The sequence below is a fragment of the Bradyrhizobium sp. OK095 genome (assembly GCF_900109945.1).
Lineage (GTDB): Bacteria > Pseudomonadota > Alphaproteobacteria > Rhizobiales > Xanthobacteraceae > Bradyrhizobium.
Genome location: NZ_FOBX01000011.1, coordinates 161,450 through 178,893, shown reverse-complemented (window position 1 = coordinate 178,893; position 17,444 = coordinate 161,450). Strand labels below are relative to the sequence as shown.

At 64.0% G+C, this 17,444-nt stretch carries 17 protein-coding genes; 6 read left to right on the top strand and 11 right to left on the bottom strand.

The genetic code is table 11. The annotated features are described in order from the left end of the window. Positions 1 to 36: 36 nt before the first annotated feature. A complete protein-coding gene (locus BMW89_RS27435) occupies positions 37 to 675 on the bottom strand; it encodes a J domain-containing protein (RefSeq protein WP_092030867.1) in 639 nt (212 codons plus the stop codon). 157 nt (positions 676 to 832) lie between these two features. On the opposite strand from BMW89_RS27435, the gene BMW89_RS27430 reads away from it, so the two are divergent. Beyond that, positions 833 to 1,108, top strand: a complete 276-nt coding sequence (locus tag BMW89_RS27430) for a BolA family protein (RefSeq protein ID WP_092031037.1) — start codon at positions 833 to 835, stop codon at positions 1,106 to 1,108. Between the two features lie 148 nt (positions 1,109 to 1,256). Here the strand turns inward: BMW89_RS27430 and BMW89_RS27425 are convergent, their stop codons facing one another. The 3 genes from BMW89_RS27425 to BMW89_RS27415 are packed head-to-tail and all read right to left on the bottom strand — an operon-like array spanning position 1,257 to position 4,377. Next, entirely contained in the window at positions 1,257 to 2,561 is a 1,305-nt protein-coding gene (locus BMW89_RS27425) for an HlyC/CorC family transporter (RefSeq protein ID WP_092030865.1), read from the bottom strand. A gap of 44 nt (positions 2,562 to 2,605) precedes the next feature. After that, on the bottom strand, positions 2,606 to 3,754 hold the full coding sequence (gene aroB / locus BMW89_RS27420) for a 3-dehydroquinate synthase (protein ID WP_092030863.1): 1,149 nt from the start codon (positions 3,752 to 3,754) through the stop codon (positions 2,606 to 2,608). Further along, entirely contained in the window at positions 3,751 to 4,377 is a 627-nt protein-coding gene (locus BMW89_RS27415) for a shikimate kinase (protein ID WP_092030861.1), read from the bottom strand. Before BMW89_RS27415 ends, aroB begins: the two co-directional genes overlap by 4 nt. 172 nt (positions 4,378 to 4,549) lie before the next feature. On the opposite strand from BMW89_RS27415, the gene BMW89_RS27410 reads away from it, so the two are divergent. From BMW89_RS27410 to BMW89_RS27395, 4 genes are all read left to right on the top strand, one after another. Then, positions 4,550 to 4,696, top strand: a complete 147-nt coding sequence (locus tag BMW89_RS27410) for a histidine kinase (RefSeq protein ID WP_092030859.1) — start codon at positions 4,550 to 4,552, stop codon at positions 4,694 to 4,696. 17 nt (positions 4,697 to 4,713) lie between these two features. Further along, positions 4,714 to 5,688 (top strand): site-specific tyrosine recombinase XerD, encoded by a 975-nt coding sequence (gene xerD, locus BMW89_RS27405; RefSeq protein ID WP_092030857.1) that lies wholly within the window; start codon positions 4,714 to 4,716, stop codon positions 5,686 to 5,688. 183 nt (positions 5,689 to 5,871) lie between these two features. After that, the gene (locus BMW89_RS27400; RefSeq protein ID WP_092030855.1) at positions 5,872 to 6,834 is read left to right on the top strand and encodes an acetyl-CoA carboxylase carboxyltransferase subunit alpha; all 963 of its coding nucleotides are present in this window, start codon (positions 5,872 to 5,874) and stop codon (positions 6,832 to 6,834) included. A gap of 527 nt (positions 6,835 to 7,361) precedes the next feature. Next, entirely contained in the window at positions 7,362 to 8,852 is a 1,491-nt protein-coding gene (locus BMW89_RS27395) for a L,D-transpeptidase family protein (RefSeq protein ID WP_177196349.1), read from the top strand. 222 nt (positions 8,853 to 9,074) lie between these two features. Here the strand turns inward: BMW89_RS27395 and BMW89_RS27390 are convergent, their stop codons facing one another. The 7 genes from BMW89_RS27390 to BMW89_RS27360 form a co-directional block, all read right to left on the bottom strand. Further along, positions 9,075 to 9,770 carry a branched-chain amino acid ABC transporter ATP-binding protein gene (locus BMW89_RS27390; RefSeq protein ID WP_092030851.1) on the bottom strand — a complete coding sequence of 232 codons (696 nt, stop codon included), beginning with the start codon at positions 9,768 to 9,770 and terminating at the stop codon, positions 9,075 to 9,077. Continuing rightward, positions 9,763 to 10,497: an ABC transporter ATP-binding protein gene (locus tag BMW89_RS27385; protein WP_092030849.1), complete on the bottom strand. Its 735-nt coding sequence runs from the start codon at positions 10,495 to 10,497 to the stop codon at positions 9,763 to 9,765. The genes BMW89_RS27390 and BMW89_RS27385 overlap by 8 nt, the downstream gene beginning before the upstream one ends. After that, the gene (locus BMW89_RS27380; protein WP_092030847.1) at positions 10,484 to 11,578 is read right to left on the bottom strand and encodes a branched-chain amino acid ABC transporter permease; all 1,095 of its coding nucleotides are present in this window, start codon (positions 11,576 to 11,578) and stop codon (positions 10,484 to 10,486) included. Before BMW89_RS27380 ends, BMW89_RS27385 begins: the two co-directional genes overlap by 14 nt. Before the next feature lie 19 nt (positions 11,579 to 11,597). Then, the gene (locus BMW89_RS27375; RefSeq protein ID WP_092030845.1) at positions 11,598 to 12,818 is read right to left on the bottom strand and encodes a substrate-binding protein; all 1,221 of its coding nucleotides are present in this window, start codon (positions 12,816 to 12,818) and stop codon (positions 11,598 to 11,600) included. Positions 12,819 to 12,820: 2 nt separating this feature from the next. Next, positions 12,821 to 13,678, bottom strand: coding sequence for a branched-chain amino acid ABC transporter permease (locus BMW89_RS27370; protein ID WP_092030844.1), 858 nt, complete (start codon positions 13,676 to 13,678; stop codon positions 12,821 to 12,823). 36 nt (positions 13,679 to 13,714) lie between these two features. Further along, positions 13,715 to 15,229 carry an amidase gene (locus BMW89_RS27365; RefSeq protein ID WP_092030842.1) on the bottom strand — a complete coding sequence of 505 codons (1,515 nt, stop codon included), beginning with the start codon at positions 15,227 to 15,229 and terminating at the stop codon, positions 13,715 to 13,717. Positions 15,230 to 15,406: 177 nt separating this feature from the next. Continuing rightward, positions 15,407 to 16,591, bottom strand: a complete 1,185-nt coding sequence (locus BMW89_RS27360; protein ID WP_177196348.1) for a substrate-binding domain-containing protein — start codon at positions 16,589 to 16,591, stop codon at positions 15,407 to 15,409. 179 nt (positions 16,592 to 16,770) lie between these two features. Here BMW89_RS27360 and BMW89_RS27355 point away from each other — a divergent pair, with 179 nt between their 5' ends. Continuing rightward, complete coding sequence (locus tag BMW89_RS27355; protein WP_092030841.1) at positions 16,771 to 17,205, top strand: MarR family winged helix-turn-helix transcriptional regulator; 435 nt, start codon at positions 16,771 to 16,773, stop codon at positions 17,203 to 17,205. The last annotated feature ends 239 nt before the right edge of the window (positions 17,206 to 17,444 follow it).

Here is a 17,444-nt window from a genome sequence, read left to right as displayed (position 1 = left end):
CGCGCCGGGACGACACCGCAAGTTTGGCTGGAGACCTCAGGCCTCCCGCACCACCGTCTTCAGATAATTATACGCCTTGATGATCTCGATCAGGCGGTCCTCGGTCGAGCGGTCGCCGCCATTGGCGTCGGGGTGGTGCTGCTTGACCAGCGCCTTGTACTTGCTCTTGACGTCGGCGAGCGTGGAATCAGGGCCGAGACCCATGACCTGGAGCGCCTTGCGCTCGGCGTTCATGACCTTGCGCGTTTCGGCCTTGGGCTGGGTGGCCTCTGGGCCCTTCCGCCAGCCGGTGCGGCCGTTGAGCTCCTGGAACATGCTGAACGGATCGAAGGCGCCATCGATCTCGGATTCCGCGCCCTTCTTGACGCCGCCATTGGCGCCCATCTTCCAGGTCGGACGGTGGCCGGTCAGCGCGTCCTTCTGATAGCGCGCGACGGCGTCGGCATTCATGCCGGAGAAGAAATTGTAGTTCTGGTTGTACTCGCGCACGTGATTCAGGCAGAAGTGCCAGTACTCACGCTGATTGTCGCGACCCTTGGGCGCACGATGGGCGCCCTTGTTCTGACACCCGGTCCATTCGCAGTTGGCCACGGTGTCGCGCGGCTTCGCTTCCGGCTGCTTGCCTTTCGGCTTGACCCGGATGGAGTCGAAGAACTTTGATGAATCGATCGGCATGACCAACTTTGACTACGCAATGCAAAAACCTTCAAGTCTTGACATTGCAATTAGGCGCTAGCCCATAGCCGAAACTTCATTTCGGCGTTCTTACGAACGGCCGCCAGAGGCGGCCTATGGCATTGACGGGGTGCGGAGACGTCCCTTAATGGCACTCATGGTTATGAAAGACACTATCAGCAACAAGTTGCAGGAAGCTTTCACGCCGGAAAGCCTCCAGGTCGTCGACGAGTCACATTTGCATGAGGGCCACGCCGGCCATCGGCCGAGCGGCGAGACGCACTTTCGGGTTTATATCGTGTCTGCCGCCTTCAAAGGGAAGAGCCGGGTCGACCGCCACCGCATGATAAATGCAGCGCTGGCCGCGGAACTTTCCGGCAGCGTGCATGCGCTGGCGATCCACGCGCAGGCGCCGGGGGAAGGCGGGACCTAAACTCGCCAATTCTGCCGTCATGCCCCGCCTAGCGCGCAATTGCGCACGGGGGCGGGGCATCCGGTAAACACCAGCATCGAGATTCGATCGATCGGCCGCGGCGTATTGGATCGTCCGCCTTCGCGGACGATGACTCCGTCCGCGTGGTTCAAAACGACGTCCCGGCCCGCCGTGGCTTGGCTTCCTCGATCTCCGCATCGCGCGACACCGGTGAAATACGGAGCGCAGTGATGCGGTTGCGTTCACGGCGGAGGACACGGAAGCGGAAGCCGTGGAAGGTAAAACTCTGGCCGCGGTCGGGGATCGAGCGCGCCTCGTGAATGACGAGGCCGGCGACCGTCGTTGCCTCCTCATCGGGCAGATGCCAGTCCATGGCGCGGTTGAGATCGCGGATCGGCACCGAGCCGTCGACCACGACCGAGCCGTCCGGCTGGGCGCGCACGCCGGCGACCACGACGTCATGCTCGTCGGAGATGTCGCCAACGATCTCCTCCAGAATGTCTTCCAGCGTCACGAGACCTTCAACTTCGCCGTACTCGTCGACAACGAGCGCGAAATGGGTTTTTCGGCGGCGGAATGCCTTCAACTGCTCGGATACCGGCCGCATCTCCGGCACGAACCAGGGAGGCAGCGCGATGGTGGAGACGTCGATGCGCGAGATATCGCCGTCCGACGCCCGGATCGCGCGCAGGAGATCCTTGGCGTGCAGCACGCCGATGATGTTCTCCGGCTTCTCGCGCCAGAGCGGGATGCGGGTGTATTCGGTCGCCAGCACCTCGCGCACCAGCTCTTCCGGCGGCAGGTCCGCGTTGATCATCATCATCTCGGTGCGATGGATCATCACGTCGGAGACCTGGAGCTCGCGCAAATCCAGCAGGCCGCCGAGCATGTCGCGGTCCTGCTTCTCGACCTTGCCCTCGTGATGCAGCAAATCGACCGCGCCGCGCAGGCGTTCGGTCGGCGACAGGATCGCCTGATGCTCGCCGGCCAAACCAAGCAGCCGCATCAACAGGCGGACGATGACCTCTACGATTCTGAGCAGCGGCCCCAGCACGTACATCGTCATCCGCATCGGGCGCGCGACCGCCAGCGCCATGCGGTCGGGCGCGTTGATCGCGATGGTCTTGGGCAGCACTTCCGCAAAGATCACAACCAGCGCGGTCATCAGGCCTGTGGCGTAGAGCACGCCGACATCGCCGAACCAGGCCGTGAAGATGCTGGTGGCAAGCGCGGAGGCACTGATATTGGCGATGTTGTTGCCGAGCAGCAGCGCGCCGATCAGGCGCTCGCGCATATCGAGCAGTTGGGAAACGACGTCGGCGTCGCGATTACCCTGCTTGGAGAGCCGCAGCATGCTGGCGCGCGAGGCGCCCGTCAGCGCGGTCTCGCTCGCGGCGAAAAAGCCGGAGACGAGCAGGCAGAGAATGACGATGGTGAAACCAAGCCAGTCCATGAATCACTCGACAGAGAATCACTCGACAGAAATTCAGCCGCGCATCACGCCTTCTGCGCCAGCTTCTCTTTCAGGAAATCGCGCACCGGGGTCGGCTCGACGTCCTTCGCGATCACGGCGCGCCCCACGGCCTCCAGCAGGATGAAGGTGAGTTTGCCGCGCTTGACTTTCTTGTCCTGCGCCATCAGCGCCATCAGCGCGTCGGCATCGGCAAGCCCTTCCTGCGCAAAGCCAGCGATGTCCTGCAAGCGGGTCGGCAGGCCGGCTTCAACCAGATGCCGCTCGATGCGCGCCGCGTCGGCGTCGCCGATCATGCCGAGTTTTGCGGAAAACTGCGCTGCCAACGTCATGCCGATCGACACACCCTCGCCATGGAACAGGCGGTCGGAGAAACCGGTCGCCGCTTCCAGCGCGTGACCGAAAGTGTGACCGAGATTGAGCAGCGCGCGCTCGCCGGTCTCGCGCTCATCGCGCGAGACGACTCCGGCCTTGGCGCGGCAGGAGGTCGCGATCGCATGCTCGCGGCCCGAGCCGCCTTTAAAAATGTCGGAATGGTTCTTTTCCAGCCAGGTGAAGAAGGCCTCGTCGCCGAGCACGCCGTATTTGGCGACCTCCGCATAGCCGGCACGGAATTGTCGCGGCGACAGTGTGTCGAGCACGGCGGTGTCGGCGATGACAAGCACCGGCTGGTGGAAGGCGCCGAGCAGATTCTTGCCCTGCGGCGAGTTGATGCCGGTCTTGCCGCCGACGGAGGAATCGACCTGCGCCAAAAGCGAGGTCGGCACCTGCACGAAATCGACGCCGCGGCGCAGGATCGCCGCCGCAAAGCCGGCGAGATCGCCGACCACGCCGCCGCCGAGCGCGATGACGAGATCGTTGCGCTCGATCTTGGCGGCGATCAGGGCCTCGCTGACCTTTTCCAGGCCTGCATAGGTTTTTGAGATCTCGCCTTCCTCGACGACGACGCGTGAGGTCGGAATGCCGCTCGCCGCGAGCGATGCTTCGGCCGGCTCGAGCCAGTATTTCGCAACGGTGCGGTCGGTGACGATTGCGGTGCGCACACCGGGGCGCAACGCTGCGACCCGTTCGCCGAGCGAAGCGAGTTCGCCGCGGCCGATGACGATGTCATAGGCGCGGTCGCCAAGCGCGACGTCGACGTTGACAGGGTCGGAATGTTTCAAGGGCGCAGTCATCGTACGGCACTCGCGACGTCGGCAGGTGTTTGGGGCGCGGCCTGTTCGCCGCAAAGATGCGCGCGCAACGTCTCGATGGTCTCATCGACGATTCTGTCGTGCGGCACATCGCGCGAGGCGATGGTGAGGTCGGCCTTGCCATAGACCGGCTCGCGCTCGGTGAGCAGGCGCGTGACGGTTCCCTCGGGGTCGGCGGTCTGGAGCAGCGGGCGGTCGGCGCGCCGGCGCACGCGGCGCATGATGATGTCGTGGTCGGCCTTGAGCCAGATCGAGATCGCCTTCGCCGCGATGCGGCCCCGCGTCTCCTCGCGCATGAAGGCGCCGCCGCCGGTCGCCAGCACCACTGGGCCGCCGTCGAGGAGACGGGCGATCACGCGGGCCTCGCCGTCGCGGAAATGCGCCTCGCCATGGCGCTCGAAAATCTCGGGTATGGTCATGCCGGCCGCCGCCTCGATCTCGGTGTCGGCATCGACGAAGGGCAGCTTCAGCCTGATAGCCATGCGGCGGCCGATGGTGGATTTGCCCACCCCCATCATGCCGACGAGCACGATCGAGCGCGCCCCGAGCACCGACAGGATGTCGGCCTCAGGCGAAGCTTGGATCGGCAACGCGGCGTCGGACATGGATCTTGCTCTGGATCTCGCTCAATCTGCCGCCAAAGGCGGCACCCTTGGCCACCTATACGACCCCCTCGGGGCCCTCGCCAGAGGACTCTTGCCACGAAAGGGCGAACATGTTGGATGATTTCATTGGTTAATTTGCCACGCCTCGAGACCCTCTCCGAGACCTCGCCCGATGCCCAGCCTGTTCCGCTTCCTGACGGCCGTCGCCGTGATCGCCGGCATCGTCTATGGCGTGGTCTTCGCGCTGGCGAACTTCGTCAGTCCGAAGTCGCGGGAAATGACGGTGACGATCCCGCCGGATAAGTTTCTCAAGAAATAGGAGCTAGGCTGCGGGGCATGCGTGCCAGATCTTCCGCAAACAAGCCCTCAGACACAAAACTCACCGGCCTGTTCCTCGACATGCTCGCGGCGGAACAGGGCGCCGGCCCCAACACGCTCGATGCCTACCGCCGCGACCTCACCGATTTCTCGGAATTTCTCGGCCGCATCGGCCATACATTTGCGGACGCGGAGACGCAGACGCTGCGCGACTATCTCGCCGATCTCGACACCCGCGGCTTCAAATCCACCAGCGTCGCGCGGCGGCTGTCGGCGATGCGGCATCTCTATCGCTTCCTGCTGAACGAGCGGATCCGGACCGAGGATCCCGCCGCAATCCTGTCCGGCCCCAAGCGCGGCCGCGGCCTGCCAAAGGTGCTGTCGATCGCGGATGTCGACCGCATGCTCCGTCGCGCCAAGGAGCTGAGCGAGGCGGAGGATGCCTCGTCGTCGAAGCGGCTGCGCGCCTTGCGGCTGTATTGCCTGCTCGAGGTGCTCTACGCCACAGGCTTGCGCGTCTCCGAGCTGGTGGCGCTGCCGCGCACGGCCGCCAAGCGCGACGCGCGCATGATCGTGGTGCGCGGCAAGGGCAACAAGGAACGACTGGTGCCGCTCAACGAGGCCTCGCGGCAGGCGATGGCGGATTATCTCGCGGCGACGGAAGCGGCAAAGACTGAGAAGAAGAAAGACAGCCTCGCCGCCTCGAAATGGCTGTTTCCCTCCTTCGGTGAGAGTGGGCACCTGACGCGACAGCATTTCGCCCGCGACCTCAAGGAACTCGCGGTCGCCTCGGGGCTTCAGGCCCGGCTGGTCTCCCCGCACGTGTTGCGCCACGCCTTCGCCAGCCATCTGCTTCACAACGGCGCCGATCTGCGCATCGTGCAGACCCTGCTCGGCCACACCGATATTTCGACGACGCAAATCTACACCCATGTGGTCGAGGAGCGACTGAAGAGCCTGGTGCGCGACCTGCATCCGCTGGCGGAGAAGTAAGGGTCTCGTCCGTAGCCGAAACCGCCTTGACTTCGGCCACATCTCCGCAGAAAGAGCCGTGGCCTCATTCGTGATTTGGTGCGCTCCCGGGAGCGCACAGGTCAAGCCCTTGAAGAAGCTACACTTCTTTCCGAGAAGCCAACCCCGCTTCGCGTCCTCGCCCCGTCCCCCTATATTGAGTTGATGCCAGATCAGATGCGCAGTTATCTCGACTTCGAAAAGCCCGTCGCCGAGCTCGACTCCAAGGTCGATGAGCTCAGGACGCTTGCGGCCTCCGGCACCGACATCGCCGAGGAGATCGGGAAGATCGAGGACAAGGCGGCGCAGGCGCTGGCCGACCTCTATCTGAACCTGACGCCGTGGCAGAAGACGCTGGTCGCGCGGCATCCGCAGCGGCCGCATTTCAACGATTTCATCAAGGGCCTGATCACTGAGTTCACGCCGCTCGCCGGCGACCGCAAGTTCGGCGAGGACGAGGCACTGGTCGCCGGCTTCGGCCGCTTCCGCGGCGAAGCCATCTGCGTAATGGGCCAGGAAAAGGGCGATTCCACCGAGAGCCGCATCAAGCACAATTTCGGCATGGCGCGGCCCGAGGGCTATCGCAAATGCGTGCGGCTGATGGAGATGGCGGAGCGGTTTGGCCTGCCGGTGCTGTCGCTCGCCGATTCCGCCGGCGCCTATCCCGGCATCGGCGCCGAGGAGCGCGGTCAGGCCGAGGCGATCGCGCGCTCCACCGATGCCTGCATGGCGCTGACCGTGCCGAACGTCGCCATCATCACCGGCGAGGGCATGTCCGGCGGCGCCATCGCCATCACCACCGCCAACAGGGTGTTGATGCTGGAGCACGCGATCTACAGCGTGATCTCGCCGGAAGCGGCGTCCTCGATCCTCTGGCGCGACGGCTCCAAGGCGCAGGAAGCCGCCAACAACATGAAGATCACCGCCCAGGACATGCTGCGCTTCGGGGTGATCGACGGTATTTTGAAGGAGCCGGTCGGCGGCGCCCACCGCGACCCCGCCGCCATGATCGCCACCACGGGCGATGCCATCGCCAAGGCTTTTGACGAGCTCCGGGGCCTGGACGGCGACACTATCCGCAAGCTGCGGCGGCAGAAATTCCTCGATATCGGTCGGAAACTGGGCTGATTCGGGCCGGTTTCTCGTGTCCCGGACGCGGTGCGGCACGCAGTGACGCTCCGCAGAGCCGGGACCCAGCAGGCTCCGGGATCGCCGTCAGCATGGGCCCCGGCTCTGCGTCGCAACGCTTCGCGCTGCGCCGCGTCCGGGGCACGAGGCACCTCCCCCGAAGCCCCCCGCTAACCCCGCGTTAACCCTTTTTTTGCCCAAATCAGCGATCTCAGTACCACTTTGGCCGAAAGGCCCAAGTACGGCCCAAAGTCGCGTCCATTTAGTCTTCGTTGACCATGCCACTGGGCCAACGGGCTCGTGATCCCAGCTCGGGTTGCGACCACATGACCCAGAGGTTAGAATTTTAATCAATGGCTTCAGGGCATAAGCGCTGGAGCGTGGTCTGAAAGCGCCCGTCACGACGGGTCCGGATGTCCGGTCGGATCATGCTTCGAGATTGGGGTTTGCGCGATGCCCGGCACGGTGTGGGGTCCATCTTGATTTCTCGTTCGCTTGCTCGCGCGCTCTTGGCTTCGGTTGCGCTGATGACGGCCAGCATCATGCTGGCCGGCTGCGATACCGACCAGGTTTCGCTCGCGACCAACGCCAAGGCCAACCAGCCGGTCTCGCCCAAACTCATCGCCGCGATGGGCGAGAAGGACATGGATCTGCAATCGCCGATCCTGATCCGCCTGTTCAAGCAGGAGGCCGAGCTCGAGATCTGGAAGCAGACCCGCAACGGCCAATTCGCGCTGCTCAAGACCTATCCGATTTGCCGCTGGTCCGGCGATCTCGGTCCGAAGGTGCGCGAGGGCGACCGCCAGGCGCCCGAAGGATTCTACTCGATCAATCCGAGCCAGATGAATCCGCAATCGGCCTACTACCTTTCGTTCAACACCGGCTTCCCCAACGCGTTCGACAAGGCACTCGGCCGCACTGGCTCGCAGCTGATGGTGCATGGCGATTGCTCCTCGCGCGGCTGCTACGCGATGACCGACGAGCAGATCGCCGAGATCTATTCGATGGGCCGCGAGTCCTTCTTCGGCGGCCAGAAGGCGTTTCAGTTCCAGGCCTATCCGTTCAAGATGACGCCGGTGAACATGGCCAAGCACCGGACCAATCCGAACATGGCCTTCTGGAAGATGATCAAGGAAGGCTATGATCATTTCGAGGTGACGCGGCAGGAGCCGAAGGTCGATTTCTGCGAGAAGAAGTACGTCTTCGACGCGACACGCGCGCCCGACGCCAAGCGCGATCCGGTGTTCGACGCCTCGGCAAAATGCCCGGCCTATGTGATCCCTGAAGACATCGCGAGCGCCGTGCGCGAGAAGGACCAGCGCGACCAGGCCGAATACAACAAGCTGGTTTCGCGCGGCACGCCGGTTGCGCGCATGAACACCGGCATCGACGGCGGCATGAACAAGATTTTTGCCGCGAAGATTCCGGAGGGATCGACAGGTCTGTCGGAGGGGGCCGAAGGCACCACGCTCCAGATGCTGGCGATGTCGAAGGCGCCGGGCACGATCCCCGGCACCGTCAATCCGCCCAAGCCGAATCTCGAAGCTATCGCGGCTGCGCCGCAGGAAGAGCCGGTCGTCGCCGTCAGCGCGCCCGCCACCAACACCCGCGTCGCCACAGCCGCGCCGGCCGAAAAGTCCGGCTTCTTCTCCAACCTCGGCCGCAAGATGGGCATGGGCACCGCCGAGACCACGGCGACAACGCCTCCGCCGCAAGCCACCGCGTCCGCAGCTCCGGCCACGACGTCGACAACGCCGACCACCGCAGCATCACGCCTGAAGGCCGCGGTGACCCGGTTCGTGCCCGGCCGCGACACTTCGAAAGATGCCCCGAAGCCAGCCGCGACCGTGGCCGCAAAACCCGTCGAGCCGGTGAAGCCAGATACACGGCTTGCCGCAACGCGTCCGGCGCTGAAGCCGTCGGTGTCGGATGGCGCCGGCGAAGCAACCCAGATCATGGGCGCCGCGCCGGTGGTGTCGTCGAACTCGTTCGAGAGCCGGTTCGGGGCGGTGAAGTAGGGGCAGGGCTCTGGTTCAGGCCTTCCTCGACTGACAGTCTCTCACCGTCACCCTGAGGCGCTCGCGTAGCGAGCCTCGAAGGGCGACGGCCCGGCTGCATCTCGGCCGCTCACCCTTCGAGGCTCCCGATGGGGCGCTTCCGCGCCCCATCACTCGCGCCTCAGGATGACGGGACTGGCAGGGTGCCGCGGCGAGCGATAGCTGCAGAGCGGGCAGCGCAACCTACGGCGCCAGATACCGCACCAGTTCTGGATTGTCCCTCACCTCCCCCGCCTGCCCCTGCAACGCGACTCTTCCACGGTCCAGCACATAGGCATAGTCCGCGACGCGGAGCGCCAGGTCGAGGTGCTGCTCGACGATGATGACGGCGATGTTCTTCGCGAGCTCGATCAGGCGTTCGGTGATCTCCTCGATGACGCCGATCCAGACGCCTTCGGTCGGCTCATCCAGCAACAGAAGTTTTGGATCGCCCAGCATGGCACGGCCGATGGCGAGCATCTTGCGTTCGCCGCCGGAGAGCGTGCCGGCGGGCTGGTCGAGGCGCTGGCCGAGTTTTGGGAAGATGGCCAGCACGCGATCGACCGCATTGGCATCCCTGTTGGTGAGCGAGCCGACCGCGAGATTGTCGCGCACCGACAGGCGCGCGAACACCGAATGCTCCTGCGGGACGTAGCCGATGCCGGCACGAACGCGCTCCTGGGTGGCGCGGCGGCTGATGTCGCGGCCGTCGAAGGCGACCTCGCCCTTCCACGCCGGCAGCTCGCCGACGATGGTTTTCATCAGCGTGGTCTTGCCGGCGCCGTTGCGCCCGAGCACGGCGACCCCGCCGCGCCAGGGGATGCCGAGGCTGACGTCGAACAGGACCTGGCTGCGACCATAGCCGGCGTCGAGATGCTTGATGTCCAAAAATTCAGGCACGGCGCAGATAAATCTCCTGGACGGCTTTGTTGGCCTGGATCTCGGACACCGTGCCGGATGCCAGCACCTTGCCCTGGTCGAGCACGGTCAGGCGGTCACAGATGTCGCGGATGAAATCGAGGTCGTGCTCGACGATGACGAGCGAGCAGTGTTTTTTAATCGGCTGGAGCAATTCGCCGGTGACGCGGCGCTCCTCCAGGCTCATGCCGCCGGTCGGCTCATCCAGCAGCAACAGTTTTGGTTTGCCCGCAAGCGCCATCGCGATCTCCAGCCATTGCTGCTGGCCGTGCGACAGCGCCGCGGCCGGATCGAAGGCGCGGTCGGCGAGACGGAATTGCGTCAGCATGGTCATGACCTGATCGTGCAGGAGCCCGCGGGTGCGCGAGAACACGAGGTCGAGCAGCGAGGATTGCGCCTGCAGCGCGAGCAGGATGTTGTCGTAGAGCGTCAGCGACGGCAGCACGGACGTGATCTGGAATTTCAGGCTCATTCCGGCCCGCGCACGCTCGGTCGGCGTGAACGCGGTGATGTCGGTGTTGATGAAGCTCACCTTGCCCTGCGTCGGTACCTCGGCCCCCGCGATGCACTTCATCAGCGTGCTCTTGCCAGAGCCGTTGGGGCCAATCAGGCCGTGAAACTCGTTCTCGCCGACAGTGAGCGCGGCGCCGTCGAGCGCGGTGAGCTTGCCGAATATCTTTGAGACGCCTGCGGCTTCAAGGAGCGGCATCGCGCTTCTCCTTGATCTTCGCGCCGAAGCTGCCGACCCGCTCGCGTTCGCCGAGCACAAAACTGATCAGGCCGAGCGGCCGGAACAGGATCACGAGCAGCAGCAGCAATCCAAGGATGATCGGCCAGATGTCGCGGTAATTGTCGGAGAGCCAGAAGCTGACGCCCTCGACAATGACAGCGCCGATGACCGCACCGATCAGCGTGCCAGAGCCGCCGAACAGCACATAGAGCACGACCTGCGTCGAAACGACGACGCCGACCATGTTGGGCCAGACAAAACCTTCGTGGAAGGCATAGAGGCTGCCGGCGAGGCCCGCGACGGCGCCGCCGATGGCGAAGATGATCGCTTTCAGATGCTGCACCTTGTAGCCGAAGAAGGCGATGCGCTGCTCGTTCTCGCGCAGGCCTGCGAGCGCCAGCCCGAACTGCGAGCGCACCAGGAAGCGGCAGAGCAGATAGACGACGACGAGAATGCCGAGCACGAGATAGTAGAAGGGCGGCCCTTCCGAGAACTCGTAGCCGCCGAGCGTCATCGGCGCGATCGAGGGGATGCCGTTCTGGCCGCCGAGATAATACCAGCCGCGCGCGAGGCGATCGGCCGCGTAGGAGCCGGTCAGCGTGCCCAGCGAGACGAAGATCACGCTGGAAGGATGCCGTCCGAGCAGCAGGAAGCCGCCAAGCAGCAGCGCGAAGGTCAGGCCGATGATCGTGCCCGCCGGCAGCACCAGGAAGATGTTGGTGATGTCCAGGTCGCGCGCGAGCAGTGCCACGCCATAGCCGGCCGAGCCGAAGAACAAGGCCTGGCCAAAACTCATGATGCCGGCGTAGCCCCAGACCAGATCGAACGACAGCGCGAACAGCGCGAGGATGATCACGCGCGTCGCGAACACCGTGAGGTAGTCTTGCAGCACCAGCGGCGCGAGGAGCGCGGCGACGAGCACCACGCCCTCCACGATCGGCAGGATTTTTCGTCCCGCGACGGCCTCAGCCGCCGCTCCGCTGCTACCCATGACGGCGTCCGTCTCCCCGCCGATCTCGGCGGGGATCGCCTGTTTCACTGCGCCCATCGACTTCGGCATTCGACCTTAGCATTCCTTCTCAGCATTCCTTGGGATCGACGAGACCATTGCTACGTCCGACGATCTCGTAATTCCCGCCCTTGGCCACTGCAGTGTACATCTTCATCTTGCAGTGCCGCTTGCCCGGCACCATCTCGGCCGGTCCGCCCGGGCCTTCCGCGATCTTGGCGTGGTCGAGCGCGGCGGCAACCGACTCGCGATCGACCTTGCCGGCTTCCTTGACGGCGGCTTCCCACAGCTTCAGGCCGCGATAGGTGCCGGTCGCGGCACTGCCGGCGGCGAACAGGAAGTTGCCGGGGAAATCCTTCTCATAGGCCGCCTGGATTTTTGCGTTGAACGCATCCTCCTTGGTCAGCACCTTGAAGTAATCGAGACAGCTCGCGAGCCCCTCGATCTCGGCGGCCTGATTGATGTTGAGCGTGTTCTCGTCATAGTAGACGCAAGCCAAACGCCCGCCGTTCTTGAGGAAGCCGGCTTCATAGAGCTGCTTGAAGAACGGGCCGACGCCGGGCGGGATGACGGTGTTGAAGACGACATCGACCTTGTTGGAGATGATGCGGTTGACGGTCGCGGAGAAGTCGACCTGGTCGAGCGGATAATATTCCTCGAACACCACCTCGCCGCCGTTCGCCTCGATCACCTTGCGGGCGTAAACGTTGAGCGTATGCGGCCAGACATAATTGGCGCTCGGCAGCGCAAATTTCTTGCCGCCGTTCTTGATCAGCCAAGGGATGAATTCGTCGCACTGCTGCGCCGGGGTCGGCCCGGTGCAGAACAGATAGGGCGTGCACTCCTTGCCCTCGTAGAGCTGCGGATAGATGTAGAGCGTCTTGCCGCGCGCCACGATCGGATCCTTGATCGCGTTGCGCATCGACGAGGTGATGCCGCCCAGCACCATGTCGACCTTGTCGCGCTGGATCAGTTTTCGGACATTGCCGACGGCGACGGATTCGTTCGAGGCGGTGTCCTCGATGTAGAGCTCGAGCGGGCGGCCGAGCAAGCCACCCGCGGCGTTCATCTCCTTGATCAGCATCTTGGCGACATTGGCGTCAGCTGTGCCGGCATAGGCGATCGGACCGGTGAGGTCCGTGGCGATGCCGACCTTGATCGGGCCCTCGGCCGCGTTGGCCCAAGGCGCCGGGATCACCCAACTGCCGACACCGGTCGCGACCGCGCCGGTGGCAAAGGCTAAATTGCCGAGGAAGCGGCGGCGGGTAAGATTGGTGCGATCTGCAAACATATTTAAACCCCTTTTCCAGCGATGAGGCCCTGTGGCCGGAATTTGATGAAGACAATGGCGAGAACGAAAACGAGGACGTCGGCGACGACAGGCGCCATCACCCATGGCAGCGCGGCGCTGAGCGTGCCGATGACGCCGGCGCCGGCGACCGGCCCGATGAAGGAGCCGATGCCGCCGACCATCACCGCGACAAAGCCCTGGATCAGGAAGCGCAGCCCGAGATCGGCATAGAGACTGAACACCGGCACGATCAGCGCACCGGCAAGGCCGGCGAGCGCGGAGCCGAACGCAAAGGTGGCGCCGTACATCAAGGGCGTGGAAATGCCCGACGCTCGCGCCAGCGACGGATTTTCCAGCGTCGCCCGCATGCGCAATCCAAAACTCGTGCGCGACAGCAGGAGATAACAGCCCGCCATCACCAGCAGCGTGATGACGATGATGGTGAAGCGCCAGGCGGAGATGTGCATGGCGCCGATATCGATCGAGCCGCCGATCGGCTCGGGCACGGTGAGATAGAAGCCGCCGATCAGGCCGCGCACGGATTCGCGGATGATCAGCCCGAGTGCATAGGTGCCGAGCATGGCAACGATGGGCGCAGCGTAGAAGCGGCGGATGATCAGCGCCTCCAGCACGAAGCCGAGCGCGCCGACCACGAAGGGCGCCGCGACCATGCCGGTCCAGATCGGCAGGCCCTTGGCGTAGGCGAGATAGGTGATGTAGGCCCCGAGCAGGACGAACTCGCCCTGCGCGAAATTGAAGATGCCCATCATGCTGGCGATGATCCCGAGCCCAAGCACGATCAGGACGATGATCGCGCCAAAACTCAGGATTTCGAACGCCGCGACGAACGCGTTAGCCATTTGGTGCTGTTCCGTCCGTCTGCATCAAAGCCTCGCTCACATCTTCTTCCAGTCGCCGATCTGCTCGAAGGCATGAGCGGCGCGGTAGATGGTGGATTCCTCGAACATGCGGCCGACCAGCATCAGGCCGACCGGCAGGCCGTCGACCATGCCGCAGGGCAGCGACATCGCGGGATGATGGGTGATGTCGAACGGCGCTGTGTTGGAGATCATCTCCAGCGCGCGGGCGACGTAGTCCTCACGGCTGGCGGTCGGCTCCGGCAGCTTGGTCGCCTTCATCGGCGTCGTCGGCAGCAGCAGCAGGTCGTAGTCCTTGAACGCTTTGTCGTAGGCCGCAGTCAGGCGTCGCGAGATATTGAGCGCCTTGCCGTAATAGCGCGGACCAAAAGTGTTGTTGATGTAAGTGCCGAGCAGCAGGAACAGCTTTGTCGTCTCCGACAGCGAGTCCGCCTGCCGGCGCCAGCCGCGATGGAAATCCATCAGCGAGGTCGAGTAGAGGTCGGACCGGCTCAGGCCGTAACCGTCGCCGTACATCATGGTCTGGGTCATGCCCTCGGTGCCGATCGGGGTCCAGATCGCGGGTCCCATGAGATGCATCGGGATCGAGACGATCTCGACCGTCGCGCCCAGATCCTTGAAGCGTTTTGCGGCCTCGCGGACGCTTTCGTTGACGGCGGCTTCCGCATTCGCCTGCTCAAAGCCTTCCTTGAGGATGCCGATCTTCATACCCTTCACGCCCTGGCCGAGCGCCTTGGTGTAGTCCTCGACCTTCGGGGCCTTGATGCGCGGATCGTAACCGTCGTCGCCGGCAAGCACTTCGAGCAGCAGCGCATTGTCGGCGACGGTCGCCGTCATCGGGCCGGTGTGGTCGACGAAGACTTCGATCGGCATGATGCCGGTGTAGGGCACGAGCCCCCAGGTCGGCTTCATGCCGTAGGTGCCGCAGAACGAGGACGGCATGCGGATCGAGCCGCCCTGGTCGCCGCCCATCGCCATGTCGGCTTCGCCGAGCGCGACGACGACACCGCTTCCGGACGACGAGCCGCCGGCCGAATACCCCATCTTGTGCGGGTTATGGACCGGCCCGACCGCGCCGGTATGGCTGCCGCCGGACATGCAGAAGGATTCGCAATGGGTCTTGCCGAGGATATCCGCGCCGGCGTCCAGGATGCGCGTCACCACGGTCGCATCGAAGTCAGGCACGTAGCCTTCCAGCGTCGCCGAGCCGTTCATCATGGGAACGCCGGCGAGCATGATGTTGTCCTTCAGCGCGACGGTCTTGCCCTTGAGCTTGCCGCTGGCGGCGCCCTTCACGGTCGACTTGCGATACCAGGCGTTGCGCGGGTTCTCTTCCGGAGAGGGCCGGTAGCCCGGCGTGCGCGGATATTTCACCTCCGGCACCTCGTCCGGCATCGCGCCGACGAGATTGTAGGCTTCGATCGAGCCCTGCATCAGGCCGCGGAACGAGGTCACGTCTTCATCGGTCAGCGCAAGGCCGCACTGCTCGGCGACGCTGCGAAGTTGGGCTGGCGTGGGAAGGACAACAGTCACGGCGCTCTCCTCAAAGGCTTCTTGATGCTTGGTTGATCCTTGGCATTGGACGAAAGCCGCGTGGTTCGCGCCTGCACGGCGCGGGCCAACCGGCTTCGCGTCGATATTACAGACGGAAATATTTTCCTTTTCAAGTATTATTTCGTATCTCGGCAGCTAGGGATGCGCGACTGAGGCTCAGAGCCGTTTGATCAGCTTGAAATCGAGGCCGTCGGCCTCGGCGAGATACATCGGCATCTCGGCGCGGCCATCGCGAAGAGTTACCGGACCGCGGCCCGCCGAATAGACGGTGTTGCGCGCGGCCTTGAGCAGCGGACGAAAGGCCAGCGAGCCGGCGCGATTGGCGACGGACTCCAGGAACCGCAGTCCCTCATAGTTGGATTGGCCGACCGAACCGACCGGCGGGGCGTGCGGGCCGAACATGGCCTGGTAGCCACTGAGGAACTCGTCATTGGCGCGCGAGACCATGCAGTTGAAATAGCCGGAGGCGCAGAACAGGTTCCCGGTGTTGTCGGCGCCGATGCCGAGCAGCACGGTCTCGTCCATCGCGCCGGCAAGCCGTAGCGTCGAGGTGGCAAGGCCCGCTTCGGCGAAGGCGCGGTTGAAGGTGATGCTGTCGGTGCCGATCAGCGAGATCAGCACGACGTCAGGCTTGGCGGCACGGATGCGCGCCAGATGCGGCTCGTGATTGTCCTCACCGACGGGGACGAACTCCTCCCCGACGACCTGGCCGCCCGCTTCCTTGATGTAGCGCTTGACCGAACGATGCGACTGCCATGGCCAGACGTAATCGCTGCCGATCAGATACCAGCGCGCGGCCTTCTTGACGTCGGCAAGCCAGTGGATCGCAGGCCGGCTCTGCCAGCGCGGCGTCTCGCCGATCGCCATCACGCCCGGAGTGCGTTCGCCGCCTTCATAGACCGGCGTGTAGATGTAGGGAATGCGATTGCCGGTGACCTTACGCAGCGCGACGCGGACGGCGCTGATATGCGAGCCCATGATGAGATCGACTTCGTCGAAGGCGATCGCCTGCTCGGCGCGGCGCACCACATCGTCGATCGGGCCGCCGGAATCATAGATCGACAGCTCCAGCTCGCGGCCCAAAATGCCGCCACGCTTGTTGATCTCGGCGACCGCCAGCATCGCGCTGTTGGTGGAGGTCGGGCCCCAAATCCCGGGCGAGCCGGTGAAGGTGAGGAAATTGCCGATGCGCAGCTTGTTGCGCGCGCCGCGGCGCTTCATGAAGTGTGCGTCAACCGGCGACAGGTCGAAATCCGCTGCCGACGGCGACAGATTCCTGAACAGCAAGGACGGCGGCAACGCCGGGCCGCCGTGAGCCGGGAAGTTCACCGTCGCGCGCACGCCAACTCCTGTCTGGCACCAGACCTGAAAGCTCATTGAGCAGGCGGTCGCGGCATCCGCCCTTTTGTTGTGCAATCATCCTATTTCGAAAATATTGAATATTCAAGAATTGAAGTGCATATAGATGCAGCATCGATTGCAAGACATTCACTCATTTGGGTCAAGACGAAGTCTTAGCCGTGGCAAAACCGAACACCCCGATCACCGAACATCTCGCTTATCTGCTCGCGCAAGCCAACCGGGAGATCAACCGGCAGCTGGAACTGCGCCTGAGCAAGGAAGGCGTACCCGTCGAGCAATGGCGCATCCTGAAAGTGCTGTCGGATGGCGACGGCCATTCGATGGGCGAGCTTGCCGACGCGGTGCTGCTCAATCATCCGACGCTGACCAAGATGATCGACCGCATGGTCTCCGACACGCTGGTCTATCGCGTGCAGGACCCGCACGACCGTCGCAAGGTTTTGATGTTCATCGCCGACCGCGGCAAGGTGCTGTGCAAGAAGCTCAACTCGCTCGCGGTCGACCAGGAGGAGCACATCCTGGAGAGCTACGGCGACAAGTCGACGAGCGAGTTGAAGCGGCTGCTGGAGAGCTTGATCGACAGCTCGAATTGAGGGGCGGCTTAGCGGCGCCCTCTCAGCACGTCGTCCCGGACAAGCGAAGCGCAGATCCGGGACCCATAACCACAGGCCGTGGTTGTTTCAAAGATTAGTAGTTGCGCTTTATCGAGCGCTACGACGACTGCGCGCCGTCGATAGATTCCGCAATATGGGTCCCTGCGTTCGCAAGGGACGACAGCGGAGAATGAGGCGCGAGCATCGCGCCTCACGCGCGCTTGATAGCGTAGCTAATC